At 65.2% G+C, this 20,167-nt stretch carries 19 protein-coding genes; 14 read left to right on the forward strand and 5 right to left on the reverse strand.

Annotated features, from left to right (window positions below):
- The 4 genes from VGE27_RS13480 to VGE27_RS13495 form a co-directional block, all read left to right on the forward strand.
- A partial coding sequence (locus VGE27_RS13480; RefSeq protein WP_331050189.1) for a hypothetical protein occupies positions 1 to 573 on the forward strand: 573 nt, incomplete at its 5' end.
- Between the two features lie 4 nt (positions 574 to 577).
- Complete coding sequence (locus tag VGE27_RS13485; protein WP_331050190.1) at positions 578 to 2,389, forward strand: HEAT repeat domain-containing protein; 1,812 nt, start codon at positions 578 to 580, stop codon at positions 2,387 to 2,389.
- Positions 2,386 to 3,207 carry a HEAT repeat domain-containing protein gene (locus tag VGE27_RS13490; RefSeq protein WP_331050191.1) on the forward strand — a complete coding sequence of 274 codons (822 nt, stop codon included), beginning with the start codon at positions 2,386 to 2,388 and terminating at the stop codon, positions 3,205 to 3,207. The genes VGE27_RS13485 and VGE27_RS13490 overlap by 4 nt, the downstream gene beginning before the upstream one ends.
- 181 nt (positions 3,208 to 3,388) lie before the next feature.
- Entirely contained in the window at positions 3,389 to 4,723 is a 1,335-nt protein-coding gene (locus VGE27_RS13495; protein WP_331050192.1) for a M24 family metallopeptidase, read from the forward strand.
- 125 nt (positions 4,724 to 4,848) lie between these two features.
- On the opposite strand, the gene VGE27_RS13500 is transcribed toward VGE27_RS13495, so the two are convergent.
- Both VGE27_RS13500 and VGE27_RS13505 read right to left on the reverse strand, forming a co-directional pair.
- Complete coding sequence (locus VGE27_RS13500) at positions 4,849 to 5,307, reverse strand: OsmC family protein (protein WP_331050193.1); 459 nt, start codon at positions 5,305 to 5,307, stop codon at positions 4,849 to 4,851.
- The gene (locus tag VGE27_RS13505) at positions 5,304 to 6,209 is read right to left on the reverse strand and encodes a sulfurtransferase (protein ID WP_331050194.1); all 906 of its coding nucleotides are present in this window, start codon (positions 6,207 to 6,209) and stop codon (positions 5,304 to 5,306) included. The genes VGE27_RS13500 and VGE27_RS13505 overlap by 4 nt, the downstream gene beginning before the upstream one ends.
- A gap of 184 nt (positions 6,210 to 6,393) precedes the next feature.
- Here VGE27_RS13505 and VGE27_RS13510 point away from each other — a divergent pair, with 184 nt between their 5' ends.
- The 3 genes from VGE27_RS13510 (at position 6,394) to VGE27_RS13520 (ending at position 9,215) form a co-directional block, all read left to right on the forward strand.
- The gene (locus VGE27_RS13510; protein WP_331050195.1) at positions 6,394 to 8,316 is read left to right on the forward strand and encodes an ankyrin repeat domain-containing protein; all 1,923 of its coding nucleotides are present in this window, start codon (positions 6,394 to 6,396) and stop codon (positions 8,314 to 8,316) included.
- A gap of 198 nt (positions 8,317 to 8,514) precedes the next feature.
- Positions 8,515 to 8,847 (forward strand): hypothetical protein, encoded by a 333-nt coding sequence (locus VGE27_RS13515; RefSeq protein ID WP_331050196.1) that lies wholly within the window; start codon positions 8,515 to 8,517, stop codon positions 8,845 to 8,847.
- Complete coding sequence (locus tag VGE27_RS13520; RefSeq protein WP_331050197.1) at positions 8,844 to 9,215, forward strand: (2Fe-2S) ferredoxin domain-containing protein; 372 nt, start codon at positions 8,844 to 8,846, stop codon at positions 9,213 to 9,215. Before VGE27_RS13515 ends, VGE27_RS13520 begins: the two co-directional genes overlap by 4 nt.
- On the opposite strand, the gene VGE27_RS13525 is transcribed toward VGE27_RS13520, so the two are convergent.
- Positions 9,202 to 10,041, reverse strand: a complete 840-nt coding sequence (locus VGE27_RS13525) for a zinc metalloprotease HtpX (protein ID WP_331050198.1) — start codon at positions 10,039 to 10,041, stop codon at positions 9,202 to 9,204. The genes VGE27_RS13520 and VGE27_RS13525 overlap by 14 nt on opposite strands.
- A 104-nt stretch (positions 10,042 to 10,145) precedes the next feature.
- On the reverse strand, positions 10,146 to 10,556 hold the full coding sequence (locus tag VGE27_RS13530) for an HNH endonuclease signature motif containing protein (RefSeq protein WP_331050199.1): 411 nt from the start codon (positions 10,554 to 10,556) through the stop codon (positions 10,146 to 10,148).
- 25 nt (positions 10,557 to 10,581) lie between these two features.
- Between VGE27_RS13530 and VGE27_RS13535 the strand changes: the two genes are divergently transcribed.
- Positions 10,582 to 10,893: a hypothetical protein gene (locus VGE27_RS13535; protein WP_331050200.1), complete on the forward strand. Its 312-nt coding sequence runs from the start codon at positions 10,582 to 10,584 to the stop codon at positions 10,891 to 10,893.
- A gap of 28 nt (positions 10,894 to 10,921) precedes the next feature.
- On the opposite strand, the gene VGE27_RS13540 is transcribed toward VGE27_RS13535, so the two are convergent.
- Positions 10,922 to 12,142, reverse strand: a complete 1,221-nt coding sequence (locus VGE27_RS13540; RefSeq protein WP_331050201.1) for an ROK family protein — start codon at positions 12,140 to 12,142, stop codon at positions 10,922 to 10,924.
- Between the two features lie 386 nt (positions 12,143 to 12,528).
- On the opposite strand from VGE27_RS13540, the gene uxaC reads away from it, so the two are divergent.
- From uxaC to VGE27_RS13570, 6 genes are read left to right on the forward strand one after another with little or no spacing between them, the layout of a single operon-like run.
- On the forward strand, positions 12,529 to 13,971 hold the full coding sequence (gene uxaC, locus VGE27_RS13545) for a glucuronate isomerase (protein WP_331050202.1): 1,443 nt from the start codon (positions 12,529 to 12,531) through the stop codon (positions 13,969 to 13,971).
- Between the two features lie 2 nt (positions 13,972 to 13,973).
- On the forward strand, positions 13,974 to 15,563 hold the full coding sequence (locus tag VGE27_RS13550; RefSeq protein WP_331050203.1) for an altronate dehydratase family protein: 1,590 nt from the start codon (positions 13,974 to 13,976) through the stop codon (positions 15,561 to 15,563).
- The gene (locus VGE27_RS13555) at positions 15,560 to 17,119 is read left to right on the forward strand and encodes a tagaturonate reductase (protein ID WP_331050204.1); all 1,560 of its coding nucleotides are present in this window, start codon (positions 15,560 to 15,562) and stop codon (positions 17,117 to 17,119) included. Before VGE27_RS13550 ends, VGE27_RS13555 begins: the two co-directional genes overlap by 4 nt.
- Positions 17,116 to 17,829, forward strand: coding sequence for a bifunctional 4-hydroxy-2-oxoglutarate aldolase/2-dehydro-3-deoxy-phosphogluconate aldolase (locus VGE27_RS13560; protein WP_331050205.1), 714 nt, complete (start codon positions 17,116 to 17,118; stop codon positions 17,827 to 17,829). Before VGE27_RS13555 ends, VGE27_RS13560 begins: the two co-directional genes overlap by 4 nt.
- Positions 17,826 to 18,863 carry a sugar kinase gene (locus VGE27_RS13565; RefSeq protein WP_331050206.1) on the forward strand — a complete coding sequence of 346 codons (1,038 nt, stop codon included), beginning with the start codon at positions 17,826 to 17,828 and terminating at the stop codon, positions 18,861 to 18,863. The genes VGE27_RS13560 and VGE27_RS13565 overlap by 4 nt, the downstream gene beginning before the upstream one ends.
- A 5-nt stretch (positions 18,864 to 18,868) precedes the next feature.
- Positions 18,869 to 20,143, forward strand: a complete 1,275-nt coding sequence (locus tag VGE27_RS13570) for an MFS transporter (protein WP_331050207.1) — start codon at positions 18,869 to 18,871, stop codon at positions 20,141 to 20,143.
- Positions 20,144 to 20,167: the final 24 nt, after the last annotated feature.

A 20,167-nucleotide genomic window follows, 5' to 3' on the forward strand; every position in this document is an offset into this window, starting at 1 on the left:
ACCACCGTGACACCAGTGACACCGCTGCAGCGGCCGTCACGGTGGACCCGCTGGTCGGCGCAGGTGGCGGCCGTGGCCGCCGTGCTGGTGGCCGGTGTGGCCATTGGCCGGTACGCGGTGCCCACGTCGAATACGGGCGCACCGAATGGCGCCGACAGCGTGGTCGCAGCGCCGGGTATCGGTCCCGAAGCATTGGCCGCGATGCCGCGCAGCAACGACCCGAGCTTCGTGGCCATGCAGGAACATCTCGCGACCACCGTGTCGCTGCTGACCGTGGTGCGAGGCGATGAACTGCCCTCCGAGGCAGATGCCAACCTGACGCAACGGGCGCGTGATCTGCTGATCACCACCCGACTGCTGCTCGATCAACCGCAGCTGCGCGATGAACGGACGCGGCGGCTGCTGCAGGATCTCGAACTGGTGTTGCTGCAGGTCATCCAGGCGCGTGGATCCGCGCCGGAAACGCAGCTCGCACCAAAGGAAACGATGCGCGAAACCAATCTGCTCACGCGAGTGCGTGCGCTTGTCACGGCGTCGGCGCAGGCTGATGACGTGGTCTACGGAGGAGACTGAACACATGGCACAGGATCGTATCTCGCTCGCCCTGACGCGCAGCACCATCGCCCGTCTGACCATGCTGCTCCTGGTGAGCGGCGTCTCGGCTGACCTGCTCGGCGCGCAGTCGCGTCCGGCGCCGCGTCCTGCCGCGCCGAAGGCACCGGTGGCCGCGCCCGAACCGGGCATGCCGCCGCTGCCGCCAAAGCCGGCAATCGCCAGCACGTATGGCTTCGACTTCGACATGGTCGAGTTGCAGGCCGCCAAGGCCGCGATGATGTCGGTCGACGCCGAGCGCATGGCGGCAGCCGGCGCCAAGATGGCTGCGGCCGGTGAGCGTATCGCGGCGGAAGTCGCAGCGAACGTCGCCGGGGTGGCTGCACTGGCCCCGCTGGCTGCGCTGCAGGACGAACTCGCCAGCGGCTATGGCGTGACGTGGAGCAAGACGCAGCGTGGCTATCGCACCGAAGCGCCGGAACCATGGGCGGCGCAGGACATGGCCGACTCGCTCTACCGCGAAGGACGCAAGGCGCTCTCCGGTGATGCGTACCGCAAGGCAGCAGACATCTTCCGCAGCATCCGCGATCGCTATCCCAAGAGCAGCTACGCCCCGGACGCGCCGTACTGGGAAGCGTTTGCCCTGCAGCGCCTGGGCGGTGAAGCGAACCAGCGTGCGGCACTTGAGGCGCTCTCGTTCCAGCAGCGCGAGTATCCGAAGGCGGCGACTCGTGGTGATGCGGCGTCGCTGAGCGCGCGCATCGAAGGTGTACTGGGTCGCCGGGACGCGGCCATCGCCACCACGTTGGCGACGCGTGCACAGGGTGCCACCGATGGCTGCCCGAACGCCAAGGACGACGAGCGCGTGGACGCACTCAACGCGGTCACGCAGATGGACGCCGATCGCGCCATGCCGATCCTGCGCAAGGTGCTGGCCCGTCGTGAGCCGTGCACGCAGCAGCTCCGTCGCAGCGCGGTGTGGCTGGTGGCGTCACGCAAGCAGCCGGAGTCGGCGAGCATTCTGCTGAACGTGGCTCGTACCGATCCGGACAAGGAAGTGCGTGAGCAGGCCGTGTTCTGGATGGCCAATGTGCAGAGCGAGGAGGCCACCAACATGCTCATCGATCTGTCCAAGGCCGGCGATGATCTCGATCTCCGCAAGCGTGCCGTCTATGCGCTCTCGCGCTCCAAGTCGCCCAAGGCCGCCAGCACGCTGCGAGACATCGTGCTCGATACGAAGGAGCCGGAAGATCTGCGCGGTGATGCACTCAACTGGTACCTCGGCAGCAGCGCTTTCGCCGGTGGCGAAGACACCATGGGCTTCCTGAAGGACGTGTTCGGTCGTGCCGATGGCATGCGCTTCCGCAGCCGGGTGCTCTCGTCCATCGCGGCGCGTCGCACCGATGAGGCGCGCAACTTCCTGGTGAGTGTGGCCGTCAACGAGCGTGAATCGCTCGATGTGCGCCGCTCGGCGGTGGGCAACATCGCGTCCAGCAGCGGATGGCGCGTGGTCACCCGGACGACGTCCGGCCAGAATGTGGTGAACGAAGTGTCGACGTCGAGCGGTGGGCAGCAGTCGGGCACGACCTCGTCGGCACAGGCCACGGCCGCGGCGAGTGCCCTCGGGTCGGTGTTCGACAAGGCCGCGGATCTCGATATCCGTCGCTCGGCGCTGTCGTCACTGGCCAACCTCCGCGAGAACGCTGGCGTCGACAAGCTTATCGACGTGGCGCGCAACGAGAAGAACCTCGAACTCCGCCGCGCCGCCGTGAGCATGCTCTCGCGCATGAAGGATCCGCGCGCGATGGCGCTGCTGCAGGAGATCATCGACCGATGAACCACCAGCGATCGCTCACGACCTCGTGGGCGCTCGCGGTGAGTCTCCTCGCGAGCATCGGCAGCAGTGCAACAGCGCAGGCGCAGTCGGTGGCGTCCCGCATCGATGGGGTCACCAACGGCAAGATCCGGCTGAACTACGCGGCCGGTCAGGGGGTGTGCGGCAACGGACCCACCTGGTTCCGGTCGCGCGATGGACGCAGCGGCACCTTTTACGGCTCGTGGAACGGCTCGTCAGAAAGCCAGCGGGAAATCGAGACCACCTGCGAGCGTGGGCCGGTGCGGGTCGTCATCGTGCGTGAAGACGGTGATACCAAGGCCATCCGCATGTATGTGGGCGGGCGCTGGAAGGCCGATACCGGCATCACCGACCTCGGCACCGTGTCGGGGGTGGATGCCGGCGCGTGGTTCCTGCGTCAGGCAGAACGTGGTCCGGTGAAAGTGGCACGCAGTGCGCTGCAGGCCGCAATCCTCACTGATTCGGTGCAGGCGAGTCAGGTGCTGTTGCGCATCGCCCGCGATGATTCCCGTCCGCAGGATGTGCGCAACGCGGCGGTGAACTGGCTGGGCGAAGTGGTCGGCGAACGCGTCTCGGCCACGCTCGATTCCATCGCCTATGAAGCCGGCGATCGCGATATCCGGCGCACGGCCATTCACACCCTCGCGCGGCGGCCCAAGGAAGAAGCCATTCCCGCGCTGCAGAAGATGGCTGAAACGCTGCCCGACCGGGAACTGCGCCGCACCGCCGTAATGGCGCTGGCCCAGACCCGCGACACCCAGGCCATCGCCTGGCTCGAACGGCGGCTGCAGAGCCGCTAGCAGGGCTGGAACAGCGGGGGGAACACAGATCACACAGATGACAAGAAACGCACAGATACTGCCTCTATCTGTGCGTTTTGTCTTTGATCTGTGCGATCTGTGTTCCCACCGTCTTTTCTTCTCTCAATGTTGCGGAATCCTGTCGCGGAACGAACTTGAGCGGGTCTCCAACCCGCCGAATATGGAATTGCTGTCCGCACGACTGACCCGAAATGCCCTGATCGCCTGCGGTATGCTCGCGGCAGGCTCGCTGTCTGCTCAACCTGCTGCCGAACCGGCCAAGGTGCGCTGGGAACGGCAATGCCAGATCCGACGCGACAAGTTCGACAAGATCCTGCCCGGCGCCCTGCGCGACAACGGCGTGGATATGTGGCTGGTGATGCAGAAGGAGAACCAGTTCGATCCCATGTACGAGGATCTCGGCCGCGGTTACGTGGGCAGCGTCGGGTACTACGTGTTCACTGATCGTGGTGGGGATCGCATCGAGCGGGTGGCCATTGGTGCGAGTGGCGGGTTGCTCGAGGGGTGCAATGTGTACGACCAGGTGCGAGGGTTTGCACCGCTCAAGGCATTCATCGCCGAGCGCAACCCGAAGCGCATCGCGGTGAACATGTCGGAGGAAGTGGGCGCTGCCGACGGTCTCTCCAAGACCAGCTACGACCGACTGGTGAAGGAGATCGGCCCGGACTTCGCGTCGCGTCTGGTGAGCGCCGAAAAGGTCGTGAGTGACTTCCGCTCCGGCTTCACGATGTCGCAACTGGTGGCGTTTGGTGAAGCGGGCGAGATCTCGCGGCGCATCGCCGAGCGTGCGTTGAGCAACGAAGTGGTGGTGCCCGGGGTGACCACGCTGGAGGATGTGGCGTGGTGGATGATGGACCAGCTACAGCAACGCAACCTGGGTTCGAGCTTCGACATGCCCAGTGTGTACATCACCGGCCCCAAGGGCATCGAAGCGACGAGCAATGGCCGCATCATCCAGCGCGGCGATCTGCTCATCATCGACTGGGGCGTTGGCTACCTCAACACCTGGACCGATGTGAAGCGCATGTCATACGTGCTCAAGGCCGGCGAGACCGCGGTGCCCAAGGGCATTCAGACGGCTTTCGACAACGCGCTCAAGGTGCGTGACATTATTCGCAAGACCATTCGGCCGGGTCCAACGGCTGCCGTGATGATGGAGCAACTGCGCGGCGAGATTGTGAAGGGTGGCTTCCGCATGCAGGGCACCTTCAACGAGGTGACCAATGACGGCCAGGTGGAAGTGATGATCGGCTGCCACTCGGTGGGTGACCGTGGACATGGCAGCGGTCCGAGCATCGCGGCGTTCAACCCGCGGCAGATGACGTTCAACATCAAACCGTTCAATCCCTTCAGCATCGAGCTGTTTGCCTGGACGCCGAATCCTGATTGGGGCGGTGCGAAGGTGCGTATCCCGCTCGAGGATGACGCCATCGTGACCGAACGTGGTGTGGAATGGCTCTACCCGGTGAATCAGCGTATCGGACTGATCAAATAGTTTCGCCAGGCGATGCCGGGCGAAAATGAAAGGGCGGACTCTCAGATGATTGAGATGCCGCCCTTCATGGTTTCCTACCACTTGCAGCCTAGAGCGTACAACTCATCGCCTACAACGCATATACCTCACGCGTTGAGCTGCAACTCCCATGTCACCGGCATATTCGGATCGAGACTATCGCGCACGCTGCAGTACTTCGTCACCGCCAGTTCGATCGCCCGCAACGCATGCTCCTTCTCGACACCAGCACCCTTGATCTGGTACACGAGATGGATCTTCGTCACACGCCCCGGCACGCCGGCATATCGCTCGCCCTCGATCTCGACATTCATCGACTCGACGGGTGTGCGGCGCTTGGCCAGAATGTCCACGACGTCCACGCCGGTGCAGGCGCCGAGCGCGCAGAGCAGCGTATCCACCGGTGACGGGCCGGTCTTGCCACTGGCATCCATGCGGATGCTCGGACTCCCCGACTGGCGCGAGCCATCGAAGCGATGTTCGCCGTCCCACTTCACCGACACCTTGGCGGGCGGCTTACCGGGGGCGACGGACGTGGTGGTGTCTTTCAGTGATTCAGCGCTCATGGTGTCTCTCCCTTGCGAATGGGTGCGCGAACGGCGTTACCCCACTCCGTCCACGAACCGTCGTAGTTGCGCACGTTGTCGAAGCCCAGCAGGTACGTCAGCACAAACCAGGTGTGGCTCGAACGCTCACCGATGCGGCAGTAGGTGACCACGGCGTCGGTGGGTGACAGGCCGAGTTCTCCCTGATAGAGCGCGCGCAATGCGTCGGCGCTCTTGAAGCTGCCATCGGCGTCGGCCGCTTTGGCCCACGGCATGCTGCGCGCGCCCGGAATATGACCACCACGCAGCGTGCCTTCCTGCGGATAGTCGGGCATGTGCAGCTTTTCGCCCGTGTATTCCTGCGGCGAACGCACATCCACCATCGGGCCACCCGCCTCCATGTGCGCCTTGGTTTCGGCGAAGTAGGCGCGGATGCGGGTGTCGTTGCGTTCACCGGCCACGTACGCCGTGGGGGCGAACGTCGGCCCGTCAGTGGTGGTGGCGCGGTTCTCGGCGATCCACTTGGCGCGTCCACCGTCAAGCACGACCGTGTTGTCGAAGCCGAAGAGCTGGAACACCCAGAATGCATAGGTGGCCCACCAGTTGTTCTTGTCGCCGTAGAACACGACGGTGGTGGAGTTGTCGATGCCCTTGCTGCGCAGCAACTGCTCGAAGGCTTCACGCGCGATGTAGTCGCGTTCGACCTGATCGTTCAGGTCGATATGCCAATCGAGTTTTTGCGCGCCGGGGATGTGCTCCACACTGTAGAGCAGCACGTCCTCATTGCATTCGAGGAGGCGCAGCGACGGATGGTCGAGATGGGCGGCGAGCCACTCGGTGCTCACGAGCCGCTCGGGGTGGGCGTACCCCTTGGCCACGATGGACGGATCGGGGTGCCCCGGAAGACTGGCGACAGGAGACATACCAGAACGCTAAGGCCTGCGTGGCCGGGGGCAACAGCGGACTGGTCTGAAGCTGACCTCGCCGAGCGTGATTTCCGATATTGCCATGTCCGCATCCGGGTGGCAGCGTCTTGGGGCCCCGCGGCCCCATATCCCGCGATCCGACCGGCCGCGCGCCAACGCACGAACCCCTCCCGAGCTTCCGATGGCTGACCTGACGCGCTTCATCCCGTGGACCATGGTGTTGCTCGGTGGCTCGATGCTTTTCGACGCACCGGTGGGTGGGGCACCATCTCGTTCGGTCCCACCTCGTGCACCCGCGGTACTGCCGCACGAGGACATCCGCGAGTCGGTCACCAAGGTGATCCCGCTCATGCAGCGCTCGGCCGATATCTGGTTCGAGAAGCGTGCCTGTGGCACCTGCCACCATCAGGGGGTGGGCACGTTGTCCATGGCGATGCTGCGTGAGCGCGGTTTTTCCGTGGATACGGCGTGGATGCGCTCCCAGGTCGAGCGGACCGTGAAGCAGTCGGCCAACTGGCAGGAGAGGGTGGTGGCGCGGGAGATGAGCATCAATCAGGCCATTGGGCAGAACTATCGCATGGTCGGGATCGTGGCTGCCGGCTACCCCAGCACGGATCTGTCGCGCGCGGTCGCGTACCTCATTGCGGGCGAGCAGCATGCCAGCGGGCGATGGATGTCCATCTCGCGGCGTCCGCCGCTGGAAGATTCCGAAGTCACGGCCACCGCGTTGTCGTTGCGCACGCTGTCGCTGGTGCCTCTGCCTGGCCGTGAGCGCGAGGTGGCAACACGTATGCGCCGCGGTCGGGCATGGCTTGCCAAACACACGCCCGTGTCCACGGAAGAGCGTGTGATGCAGGTGCTGGGCTTGGGGTGGACGGGCGGCACATCCCGTGAGTTGCAGCCATATGCCAAGGCGCTGTTGGCGGAGCAACGCGCGGACGGCGGATGGTCGCAGGTGCCGACGCGCAATTCTGATGCGTATGCCACGGGGCAGGTGCTTACGGTGCTCATGCAGGTGGCGCGCGTGCCGGCGGCGGATGCGCGGGTACAGCGCGGACTCAAGTTCTTGCTTGCAACGCAGCAGGACGATGGCACATGGCGTGTGCCGACCACGCGCACGTTGCAGGCGGGGCTTCCGTACTTCGAATCGGGATTCCCGCACGGCAAAGATCAGTTCATTTCGTACGCCGGCACGGCATGGGCCGTCATGGCGATGGTGTCGTCGTTGCAAGACGAGCCGACGCGCGCGTTGATGGGCCGTCCACTGCGCACGTTCTCAGTGGCGGCGGATACGGTACCTGATGGCCTCACGCCGCTGCACCGGGCAGCGATGTACAGCAGCATGGAGGAGATGCGCGCGCTGATGGCGAAGGGCGCCGATGTGAATGCGGCATCGCCCATGGGTGTCACACCGCTCATGGCGGCGGTGCATGACGTGGCCAAGGTGCGTGTGTTGCTCGATGCCGGTGCCGATATGGAAGCTGCGACCAAGCAGGGACACACGGCGCTGCAGCTCGCGGCGGCGCATGCCAATGGTGGCGAGAGTGCGCGGCTGCTGCTGGCCAAGGGCGCGAAGGTGGACCGACCACTCACCACGTCGAACGCGGCCAAGACGACGGCGCTGAGCTACGCCATCTCGCGCGGTGACACATTGCTGGCCGCGATGATGCTGGCGCGTGGTGCCGACATTCAGGGCACGTCGGCGAGCAAGGAGACACCGCTCATGGCCGCGACGTGGCACGCCGACTCGGTGGGCGCCGACTGGCTGTTGCGTCACGGTGCGTTGCCGGACGATGGCGTACCACCGGGGCTCAACGGACCGCCAACGCCACTCATGATCGCCGCGGAAGATGGCGCGGTGGGTGTGCTGCGGGCGTTGCTGCGCCGTGGAGCGAATGTGCAGATCGCCGATGAGCAGCTGTTCACGCCATTGCACTATGCGGCCGGTGCGCCGGATCGCGGGACACCGGTCATCATCGAGGCGCTGCTGGCGGCGGGGGCACGCGCCGATGCCAAGGCGAAGAGCGGTGAAGTGCCGGCCGCCGTGGCAGAACGCTTCGGCAAGACCTGGGCGGTGCAGCGGCTGGGGAGTGCGTCGCGCTGAATTCTCACCGAATTCCGACGCATGGGTCGGTATCGGTCAGGCGATGACGTTCGTAGCTTTGAAGGAGTGGCGGGTCGCGAGGGGACGGGTTTGGGGGTGAACTGCCGGGTGTCGAGTGCCGTGACTCGAGTCCCGCGACCCACAACCCGGTTTCTCACCTCGGAACCCGTCCCCCCGCGACCCACGACCGCTTTCCCAATGGACCTCGACCGCGACACCGTAGCATCCGCAGTGGTCGGCACCGGCGGCGCCTGGCTGCTCGGCTCGGCCGTGGTCCATGCCCAGTCGGGCAAGTGGAACAGCGCGCAGCTCAAGGGGCTGGTCTACGCCGGCGCGGGGTTGCTCATGACAGCGGCGGCGCAGCGCTGGCTGCAGCACACCGGCAATCGTGGCATCGCCATCTCGCTCATGGGCACGATGTTCGCGATGCGCGGCATGTATCTGTTGGTGCGTGAACGCGCCGCGGAGCGGGCAGCCGAGCGTGCGCGTCAGTCGGCTGATACGTCCGGCAAGCCCCGCTCGCCCGAGTGAGTAGTTCCGGAGCCGCTCCGCAGCCCTTCATGGAGCCCTATGCCCGACATGTGCTGGTGTGTGTCGGGCAGTTTTGCGCCCCGAACCGTGAGGGGCGCGCGATCTATTCACGCCTGGCGTCGCTGCTGCAGCGCGAAGGCCTGTTGTTCGGACCCACGCGCGTGAAACGCAGTGAGGCGCCCTGCCTTGGTGTGTGTGCTGGCGGCGTGGTCGTGGCCGTGTATCCCGAGGGCGTGTGGTACGCCGGTGTCACACACGAATTGCTCGAACGCATTGTGGTGGAGCATCTCAAACACGGACGCGTGATCGAGGAGGCGGTGTTTCATCGCCTGACCCCGATCACGCGCCGCGACATCACACCGCCATAGCCTGCAGCGCCGCCACCCGCTCGGCCGTGGGCGGATGCGTGGACATCCACTTGCTGATGCCACGCATGCTGAACGCGGCCAGCGGATTCACGATCGCGAGCGGCGCCGCACTCGGCGACACCTGCATGGGGATGCGGCGTGCACCGGCCTCGAGCTTGAGCAAGGCGTTGGCCAGCGACAGCGGACGGCCGCTGATCTCCGCACCAACCGCGTCGGCCTTGAACTCACGCTGACGGCTGATCGCGAACTGGATCACCATCGCCACGATCGGACCGATGATCAGCATGGCAATGCCGGCCACCGGGCTCACACCTTCGTCGTCATCACCACGTCCACCAAAGAAGAACGCAAACTGGGCGAGGTTGCTCACCGCACCGGCCATGGTGGCGGCGATGGTCTGCAGCAGCATGTCGCGATTCTTGATGTGCGCTAGCTCATGGGCAATGACGCCCTCGAGTTCGTCCTTGCTGAGTTCGCGCATGATGCCCTGCGTCACACACACCACCGAGTTCTCCGGGTTGCGGCCGGTGGCAAACGCATTGGCCTGCTCCTGTGGCGCGATGGCCACCGTGGGCATGGGCAGCCCCGCCCGCTGACGCAGACGGTCCACCATCTCGTACAGCTCCGGCGCTTCCTGGGCGGTGACCACCTGCGCGCCGTATGAGCGCAGCACGATGCTCGAGGAGCCCCAGTACATGAAGACGTTCATGCCGGCGGAGAGCAGCAGCGCGAGAATCGCACCCTGACCACCGCCCAGCGCCTGGCCGATGGCCACCACGAGGCCGGTGAGGCCGGCCATGAGGACAAAGACCTTGATGTTGTTCATCGGATATCGATTGCGGGAAATCGTTGGATGACAAAAGAAAGGCGAGACCACGCCCGCGATCGGAGCGAAGGTCTCGCCTGGCAGACCCGAAACGGATCTGTGTGCTACTCCCCTTCTGCGTTGCTGTCCGGCGGGTCATGCTTGGATAAGACATCGGCGATGGCCTCGGAGCTGCGCAGCCCACGGACCCCCTCCACGAGTTCCGATGAGGCTTCCACCACGCCCCGGCGCACAAGCTCCTCGGCCACCGCCTTCAGATGTCTTGGCCATACATACCGGGCGAGGGCGAAGAAGTTCCGGCGGGCCTCCGGTTCCTCCATCAGGAAGAGGGGCAGGGAGCGGCTCCCCTTGCGCGTGTTGCAGGCCTTGCAGGCGGTCACTACGTTGCCCGGTGACCCGTCGCCGCCGCGCATCCGCGGCTGGACATGGTCGACGCTCAGGGCTTCGGCTTCGTGCACGGTGCCGCAGTACACACAGCGGTAGTCGTCACGGACAAAGATTTCCGAGCGTTTCACGGCGTCTCGTCTCCCTTCGTCACCTGTGAACCTCCCGGATCGCGGCCGTCGCTTCGTCCTGCAGCAGTTTACGAAGTTTCTCGACACGGAAGAAAGTGTCGAGACCGTGGACGACGTCCCACCCCGGCTGACCTTCAAAGCCCTCGAGGCCATTCGTATGTCGCGTTCCCGTGAGCGGATCATGAACAATCTCGAAGAGATGTACCGCGAAGCCTTCGAGCGTGCCAAGGCCTCCGGTGATCCGTCGCAGATGACTGCGCTCGACTTCTCGTATCGTCGCGAACAGCTGTACTTCGAGATTCTGCTCGACGTGCGCGACGCGATGGAGAAGCGCTGACGCGTTGATCGGCGGTGCCGAAATGGCCTCAGGCCAGCTTCGGCGCCGCAAACGTGGGTGCGGCCACCAATGCCGCCGCGCCCCGCAGGCGCGGATGATCACTCGCCGGCTCCGCCACGATGGGTGTGGCGGCACCGGCAGCGGTAAGCGCCCGCTCGCGAATCGCCTCGCGAATGGTGGGTTCGATCTCACTCCAGGCTGCGGCGAGTTCGCCGCCCAGGAAGAGCTGCGCCGGATTGAGCGCGTTGATGATGCTCGCCAGCCCAATACCCAGATAGCGCGCCGTTTCCTGAATGGCGGCCCGCGCCCGCTCCTCACCCGCCCGCGCTCGCGCTATGACGTCGGTGATCGTGAGCCCTGATTCCTGCAGCAGCTTGCGGGTGCCCGTCGCGCTCAGCTCCTGTCCCAGATATCGAGACAGCGTGGCCAGGTTCGACGTGTAGGCCTCGAGGCAGCCGGTCGCTCCGCACAAGCAGCGTGGGCCGTCCATCGACAGCGGGATGTGGCCAAACTCGCCCGCGGTCTGCGCGGCACCGCGCACCACTTCGCCATTGACGACAATGCCGGCGCCCACGCCGTCCGACACCGTCACGTACACGAAGTCGGTCGGCATCTCGGCGCCACGCTGACCCAGCCACATGTGCGCGAGCGCGCAGGCGATTGGTGCGTTCTCGATCTGGACCGGCAAGCCGGTGGCTTCGGCCAGCGCATCGCGCATCGGCACATCACGCCAGCCGAGCTGCGGCGCGAAGAGCACACGGCCTGAGCGCTGGTCGGTCATGCCAGGTACGACGAGGCCAATGCCTTCGACCGTGCCGGCCCCCTTGTTGCTCTCGATGAGCCGCTGGACGCGCGTGGCGAGCTCGCTGATCAACGCTGCGGGCTCGGTGATGGTGTCGAAGCGTTCGAGCACCACCGGGTTGCCGCTGAAGTCGGCCAGCATGATGAACGTATGGCTGAAACGCACGTCGATACCGACCATCAGACGGTCGCGCGTACGCACGTACAGCATCTTCGGCTTGCGCCCACGGGGGGCGTCGACGGTGGCGCCCTCGTAGATCGCTTCCTCGGCCAACAGTTCGTCGACCAGCGATGTGATCATTCCGCGCCCGATATCCATACGACGGGCGAGGTCCGCGCGTGAGAGCGGCTGGTGCTCGCGCACGAGGTTCAGGATGATCTGCCGGTTGATCTCCCGCGGTGTCGATCGGGTGGCCCGAACGAACCGACGAGTATCGATCTTGCGCATGTCTGACGCGTTCGTGGCGCGATGGAGGCGTGTTTTGCTGCTGAGTCTGCCAGCGTAGTGCAGGCAGCCTGCCAGCCGCACTCTGCAAGGTGGCAGGGGGGAGGGCAAGGGGCAGACCGGCGCCGTATTGCGTTTCCAGATCATCGACCCTAGTATCAGGAACCAATTTGTTACTACGAAAAACAAATTGGTGCCTATTTTGTTCGTAATTAGTACAAAATAGACTCCCGCCCGTTCCACTCCCTGCCCGCCCGGGCCCACCTGCCAGCCGCTTCGCGCCGTCCTTGGCCGCCTTGCCCGACCAATCCGCCGCAGGCACCTGACGCTGGTATCGCGCCCTCCTCCGATTTGTCGTGACGCCTTCCGCGCTTCCTGCCTTCCCGGCCGTGCATTCCACTTCCGGCGCCGAACCGCTGGTTCTTCATCCCGAGCGCTTTTTCGATGCCGACCCGGCTATCCGCCGAGTCGCGGTCGCGCTGTATGAAGAGACCCATGCGCTGCCCATCATCTCGCCGCATGGGCATGTGGATCCGTGGCTGCTGGCCAACAACGAGCCGTTCCCCGAGCCCACTGCGCTGCTCCTCACACCGGATCATTACATCTTCCGGATGCTGTACTCGCAGGGTGTGTCCATGGAGTCGCTGGGCATCCCCACGCGCGATGGCACACCGGTGGAAACCGATGCGCGCCGCATCTGGCAGCGATTCGCGGAGCACTATCACCTGTTTCGTGGTACGCCCACGGGGGTGTGGTTCGATCACGAGCTTCACGAGCTGTTTGGCGTGCGTCTCAAGCTTGGTGCCTCGACGGCCACGGCGATCTACGACCAGATCGCCGAGCGACTGATGTCGGCGGAGTTTCGTCCGCGTGCGCTGTTCGACCGCTTCAATATCGAAGTGCTGGCCACAACTGACGCGGCGGGTGACACGCTCGACGCACACCGGCAGATCCGTGCTTCCGGTTGGGCGGGGCAGGTGGTCCCGACGTTCAGGCCCGATGCGGTATTCCGCATTGCCACGCCGGTGTGGCGCGATGCGATCACGGCGCTGGAGCAGGTGACGGGGCGCAGCATCGGCAGCTATGCCGCGTTCATCGATGCCCTCGTGCAGCAACGTGCGTTCTTCCGATCGTTGGGGGCCACCGCCACGGATCATGCGGTGGTGGCGCCGTACACAGAACGTCTCGACACCGCGCGCGCCGAAGCGCTCTTCGCCGCGGCATTGCAGGGACGCGCCACGGCGGCCGATCAGCAGGCTTTCGAAGCGCATATGCTCATGGAGATGGCCCGCATGAGCTGTCACGATGGGCTGGTGATGCAGTTGCACCCCGGCTCATTCCGTGATCATCACACGCACATCGTGGACCGCTTCGGGCAGGACAAGGGCGCCGACATTCCCGTGGCCACCGAGTACACGCGCAATCTGCATGCGCTGCTCAACGCCTATGGCGCGCATCCGAATTTCACGCTGGTGCTGTTCACGCTCGACGAGACTACGTACGCCCGTGAGCTTGCGCCCATCGCCGGCCACTATCCCGCCGTGCGCCTGGGGCCGCCGTGGTGGTTCCATGATTCGCTCGAGGGCATGCGTCGCTTCCGGGAGCAGGTGACCGAAACGGCGGGGTTGTGGAACACCACTGGCTTCATCGACGATACCCGCGCCTTCTGCTCCATCCCCGCACGTCATGATCTCGCCCGACGCATGGATGCGAACTATCTGGGCGGCCTGGTCGCACGTCATCAGATCGACATGAGCGACGCGCGGCAGATGGCGCGCGCGCTGGCCTACGATCTGGGCAAGCGTGCCTACCGCTTCACCACAGGTTCCTGACGATGAGTGCCGACGGTCCCGCTGTGGGGCAGGCTCCTGTGACTTTGCAGCGCCGCGACAATGAGGTGCCGCAGGAGGGCACGGTGGGGCAGCCCGGGGGCATCCAAGCTGTGCAGGTACACCCCGACGACTCAGTCGCTGTCCTCATCACCTCGCTGCCGGCTGGCACGGCGGTGCAGGTCGGCGCCTTGCGTGCGGTGCTCACGCAAGATGTGCCGGCGGGCCACAAGGTAGCGTTGCGCGCCCACGCCGTGGGCGACGTGGTCCAGAAGTACGGAATGGCGATCGGTCATGCCACGGCACCCATTGCGATCGGCGAATGGGTGCACAGCCACAACCTCGCCACGAGCCTCTCCGGCACGCAGCAGTACCAGTATCATGGCGCGCCACAGGCGGTGGCGGTGCCGACCGTCATCCCCATGTTCGACGGCTATCGTCGGACGGACGGCCGCGTGGGAACGCGCAACGAAGTGTGGATCATTAACACGGTGGGGTGTGTGAACACCGCCGCCGAGCGCATCGCACAGGCTGCGCGCGTGCAGTTCGCCGGTGCCTGCGATGGTATCCAGGCGTTCTCGCATCCGTACGGATGCAGTCAGTTGGGCGATGATCTCTCGCGTACACGCGAAGTGCTGGCGGGGCTCATGCGGCATCCCAATGCCGGTGGCGTGCTGGTGCTGGGCCTGGGCTGCGAGAACAACCAGATGGACGAACTGCTCCGTGTGGCTGGACCTGATATCGATCGCACCCGTCTGCGCTTCTTCAACACGCAGGATGTGGTGGACGAGGTCGAAGAAGGTGTCGCTGCCGTGCACGCGCTGGTGGACCGCATGGGGCAGGACCGTCGGGAACCGTGCCCGGCATCGGATCTGTTGTTGGGTCACAAGTGCGGCGGCTCCGATGGCTTCAGCGGCATCACCGCGAACGCATTGCTGGGACGGCTCGCTGACCGGGTGACCGCCATGCATGGTGGTGTGGTCCTCACCGAAGTGCCGGAGATGTTTGGCGCCGAACAGGTGTTGATGGATCGTGCAGTGTCGCGCGCGCAGTTCGACGGACTGGTCGCGATGATCAACGACTTCAAGGACTACTTCCTGCGGCACGGCCAGCCCGTGTACGAGAACCCGTCGCCCGGCAACAAGGCCGGCGGTCTGACCACGCTCGAAGAGAAGTCGCTGGGAGCCATTCAGAAGGGTGGGCGAGCCCCCGTGACGCGTGTGGTGCGATATGGCGAACGCGCCGCGACGGATGGCCTCACGCTGCTGGAGGCGCCGGGCAACGATGGCGTGTCGAGCACCGCCATGGTCGTGAGTGGTGCCACGCTGTTGCTGTTCACGACGGGTCGTGGCACGCCGCTGGGTTTCCCGGTGCCCACCATCAAGGTGAGCTCCAACTCCACGATCGCCGCGAAGAAGCCGCACTGGATCGACTTCGATGCAGGTCGCCTGCTGTCTGGTGCCACGGACTTCGAAACGCTGACCGACGAACTGCTCGCCTATGTGCTGGACGTGGCGTCCGGTCGTGTGCTCACCAACAACGAACGTCATGGCTATCGCGAGATCGCCATCTGGAAGAACGGAGTGACGCTGTGAGTGCCGTGTCCTCACTGCCGACGTTGTCGCGGACCTTCGTCGAAGCCGGCGTGACGGCGGAGCCGCCGTTCGAGTCGGCCGTGCAGCTGCCGGCGCCGGCGTTGCTCTCATTGCCGGAACGTGCGGTGCAGTTCGGCACGGGTGCCTTTCTGCGTGGCTTTGTCGACTACTTCGTGGATGCCGCGAACCGTGAGGGGCAGTTCAATGGCCGTATCGTGGCCATCGGTTCCACGGGGAGCGGTCGTGATCGTGCGTTTGCCGATCAGGACGGTCTGTACACGCTGGTGACGCGGGGGATCGAGGCCGGGGTGGCAGTGGATGATCGCCGGGTCGTGGCGTCGGTGAGTCGAGCGTTGTCCGCGTCCACTGACTGGCACGAGGTGTTGCAGTGCGCGCGCAATCCACAGTTGAGCGTGGTGTTCTCCAATACCACCGAGGTGGGCATCACGCTCGACGAGGAGGATGCGTCGGGTGACGTGCCGCCGCGTTCCTTCCCCGGAAAGCTGACGCGCTTTTTGTACGAGCGCGCACGGGCCTTTGCGTTTGCGCCGTCGAAGGGTGTGGTGGTGGTGCCATGTGAGCTCATCGAGCAAAACGGCGAGGCACTCAGGGAGATCGTGCTGGCGCTGGCGGATCGGTGGGGATATGGCCCGGGTTTCGCGCGGTGGATCGAGTCGGCGGTGCCGTTTTGCAATACGCTGGTGGATCGCATCGTACCGGGCATGCCGCGCACCGAGGAAGGAGACGTGCTGGCCGCGGAGCATGGCTATCACGACGCCCTGATGACGTGCGCCGAACCGTATCGGCTGTTCGTGATCGAAGCGGATGATGCGGTGCGGGTCCGTCTCGAGTTTGCGCATGCCGATACGGGCATCGTGGTGTGTGATGACGCCACGCCGTACCGTGTGCGCAAAGTGAGCCTGCTCAATGGGGCGCACACCATCATGGTGACGGCGGCGCTGCAGGCGGGATGTGAGACGGTGCGCGATGCGATGCAACACCCGCTGGTTGGCGCGTTCCTGCGCCAGGTGCTGCTGGACGATATCCTGCCCGTGGTGGATGCGCCCGATGCTCGGGAGTTTGCATTGGCCGTGCTGGATCGGTTCGACAATCCGCACATTCGCCACGCGCTGATCGATATCACGCTGCATGGCACGACCAAGCTGCGGGTGCGCAATGTGCCCACCATGATTCGTGCGACCGAGCGCGCTGGTCGCGTGCCTGAGGCCATGGCGCTGGGATTCGCGGCGCACCTGGCCTGGTTTGCGAGCGACCAGCGGTCGGCGAGAGTTGCGACTGGGTTGTCCGTGCCGGCTGACGAAGCGGGCGCGCGCATTGCGGAGCGTTGGACACGTGTTGCCCGGCATGATGCCGCGCAGGTGCGTTCGCTGGTTCGGGACATCGCATCGGAAAGCACGTTGTGGGGTGTGGATCTTTCGGTGCTGCCGCAATTCGTGGACACGGTGGCCGCACATTGCCACACCATTCTGACCGCAGGCATGGAACGGGCCCTGGAGAGCGTCGTCGTGCAGCATTCCGTGGTGGGGGTCGCATGATCGAGTCACTCAACATCATGCGTGGCGTGCATCCGGCCCGTGCGGCTGCCCGTCGGGCCACCGTCGACGCGGTGATCGCCACCGGCGCGGTGGCGGTGGTGCGCCTGGCCCAGGCCGATCGTGCGCTCCACACGGTGGATGCGCTCATGGCTGGCGGCGTGATCGCCATCGAGGTGACACTCACCACGCCGGGCGCGCTCGAGCTCATCGAGCAACTAAGTCAACGCGGCAATGGTGCTCTCATTGGCGCGGGCTCAGTGCTCACCGCCGACGTGGCTCGCCAGGCCATCGACGCCGGCGCGCGCTACATCGTGAGCCCGGTGTTCGACGCGGACGTGATGGCGACCGCACACACCTACGACGTGCCGGCCATGCCGGGTGCGTACACACCCACTGAGATTCTCACCGCCTACAAGGCCGGCGCGGATCTGGTGAAGGTCTTCCCGGCCGACACACTCGGCCCGTCGTATATCAAGGGCGTGATGGCGCCCATGCCGTTTCTCGAGCTCATGCCCACTGGCGGTGTCACACCCGCCAATGTCGGCACCTGGCTGCAGGCCGGTGCAGTGGCGGTGGGATTGGGTGGAGCCCTGGTCGATCCGGCACTGGTCGCTGCGCGCGATTGGCGCGGGCTCACCGCCCGAGCGCAGCAAGTGCAGGAACAGGTCGCGCTGGTGCGGGCCACGCGTACGGCGGGGAAGAGCACATGAGCAGCCACGTGAACGATCGCGTAAACGATAGCTCAAACGATCGCGTGGTGACCTTCGGCGAGGTCCTGTTGCGCCTCTCGCCGCCGGGCAACGAACGGCTCTTTCAGACACCGCAGTTGCGTACCTGGTGGGGTGGCGCCGAAGCGAATGTGTCCTGCGGTGTGGCCTCACTGGGTGGCCATGCGACGCATGTGACCATGCTGCCGGACAACGTGATTGGGGAAGGCGCTCTGCGTGCCCTGCGCGCCGAGGGAGTCGATACCTCGCAGGTGCGCCGTGCGGCCGGTCGCATGGGTGCGTACTACCTCGAAAGCGGCGCCGATGTGCGGGCGCTGTCGGTGGTGTACGATCGTGCTGACTCCGCATTTGCCCGCCAGCGCGGCGATGAATTCGATTGGTCGTCCATCCTGCAGGACGCGGCCTGGTTGCACTGCTCCGGCGTCACGGCGGCGCTTGGTGAGGGCCCCTATTGGGCCATCGAGCGTGCCGTGGACGCGGCTGCGGCGCTGGGCGTGCCGTTCAGTCTCGATCTCAACTTCCGTCCGGCGTTGTGGGCAGGACGTGATCCCAAGCCACTCATGCAGTCGCTGGCCCGCCGGGCGTCGCTGCTGATCGGCAATCCGGGCGCAATCGAGATCATGCTGGGCATCAGCACATCGGGGCGCATTCCCGAGCCGGCGAGCGCCCTGCATGCGACCGCACGGGCCATCCATCGGGAGTACGGGTGCGCCCGTGTGGCCATCACCCAGCGCGACATCCAGTCGGCCAGCGTCCACGGCTGGCAGGCGCATTTGTGGGACAGCGCCACCGATGCGCTGTACTCGGCGCCGCGCGTGGTCGTGCAACTGGTGGACCGTGTGGGCGGTGGCGACAGCTTTGCCGCCGCCCTGCTGTACCAGCTGCAGCGCGGGGCGACCCATGCCCACGCCGTGCGGTTTGCCACGGCGGCCAGTGCGCTCAAGCTCACGATTCCCGGAGACGTCAATCGCGTCTCGGTCGCCGAAGTCGATCGCTTCCTCACCTCCCTCCCGTGACGCGCATGTCATCGACCGCACCAACTGGCCGATATCGCTGGGTCGTCTGCACGCTGCTGTTCTTTGCCACCACGATCAACTACATCGATCGGCAGATCACAGGCATTCTCGCGCCGACGCTGCAGCAGGAGTTCGGGTGGAGTGAGACGCAGTACGCTGACATCACGTCGTACTGGACGTTTGCCTACGCGCTCGGTTTTCTGTTCGTGGGTCGGTTCATCGATCGGGTGGGTGTGCGGTTGGGGTTTGCCGCAGCAGTGGTGGTATGGAGTGTCGCGGCCGCGGCGCATGGCCTGGTATACAGCGTCTTCGGTTTTGCGCTGGCGCGATTCATTCTCGGCCTTGGCGAGTCGGGCAACTTTCCGGCAGCCATCAAGGCCACGGCCGAGTGGTTTCCGAAGCATGAGCGCGCATTCGCCACGGGCATCTTCAATGCTGGCTCGAATGTGGGCGCGATCATCACGGCCATCATCGTGCCATGGATTACGCTGACGTGGGGATGGCGCGAGGCGTTCTTCGTGACCGGCCTGTTCGGCTTTGTGTGGCTGGCGTTCTGGTGGCCGATGTATCGCTCCGTTGGTGAACATCCGCGGGTGTCGGCTGAGGAGCTGCGGTACATCCGCGACGGTCAGGAAGAGGTGACGCCCACCACGCGCGTCCCGTGGAAGACGCTGTTGAGCCACCGCCAGACATGGACCTTCCTCATCGGCAAGTTCATGACCGATGGGGTGTGGTGGTTCTATCTGTTCTGGCTGCCCAAGTTTCTGGACGCCCGCTACGGCATCAAGCTGGGTAAGCTCGCGCTGCCGATCATTGTGATCTATCTCGTGGCCGATGTGGGATCGGTGGGTGGTGGCTGGCTCTCGGGCTTCCTGATGAAGCGGGGGTGGAATGTCGCCACGGCCCGAAAGGTCACACTGCTCATTGCGGCCCTGCTTATTGTGCCGACGGCCGCCGCGCCGGTGGTGGACAGCATGTGGGTGGCCGTGGCGTTGGTCTCTCTGGCGGCGGCGGCCCATCAGTGGTGGTCGGCCAACCTGTTCACGCTCAGCAGCGACATGTTCCCGCGTCATGCGCTGGGATCGGTGGTGGGGCTGGGCGGATTTGCGGGTGCACTGGGCGGGTTTCTCTTCCAGCGTCTGACGGGCCGTATTCTCGAGGCCACCGGGAGCAACTACCTGCCTGTGTTTCTGATCTGCGGATCGGCCTACATCACGGCTCTGCTCATCATTCACCTGCTGGCACCGCGACTCGAGCCCGTGCAGCTCGACGTGCGCTAGTCGCCAGTCGCCTCATCACGCGTC

Origin of the sequence: Gemmatimonas sp. (genome assembly GCF_036405635.1) — a bacterium.
In the GTDB taxonomy this organism is placed as follows: domain Bacteria; phylum Gemmatimonadota; class Gemmatimonadetes; order Gemmatimonadales; family Gemmatimonadaceae; genus Gemmatimonas.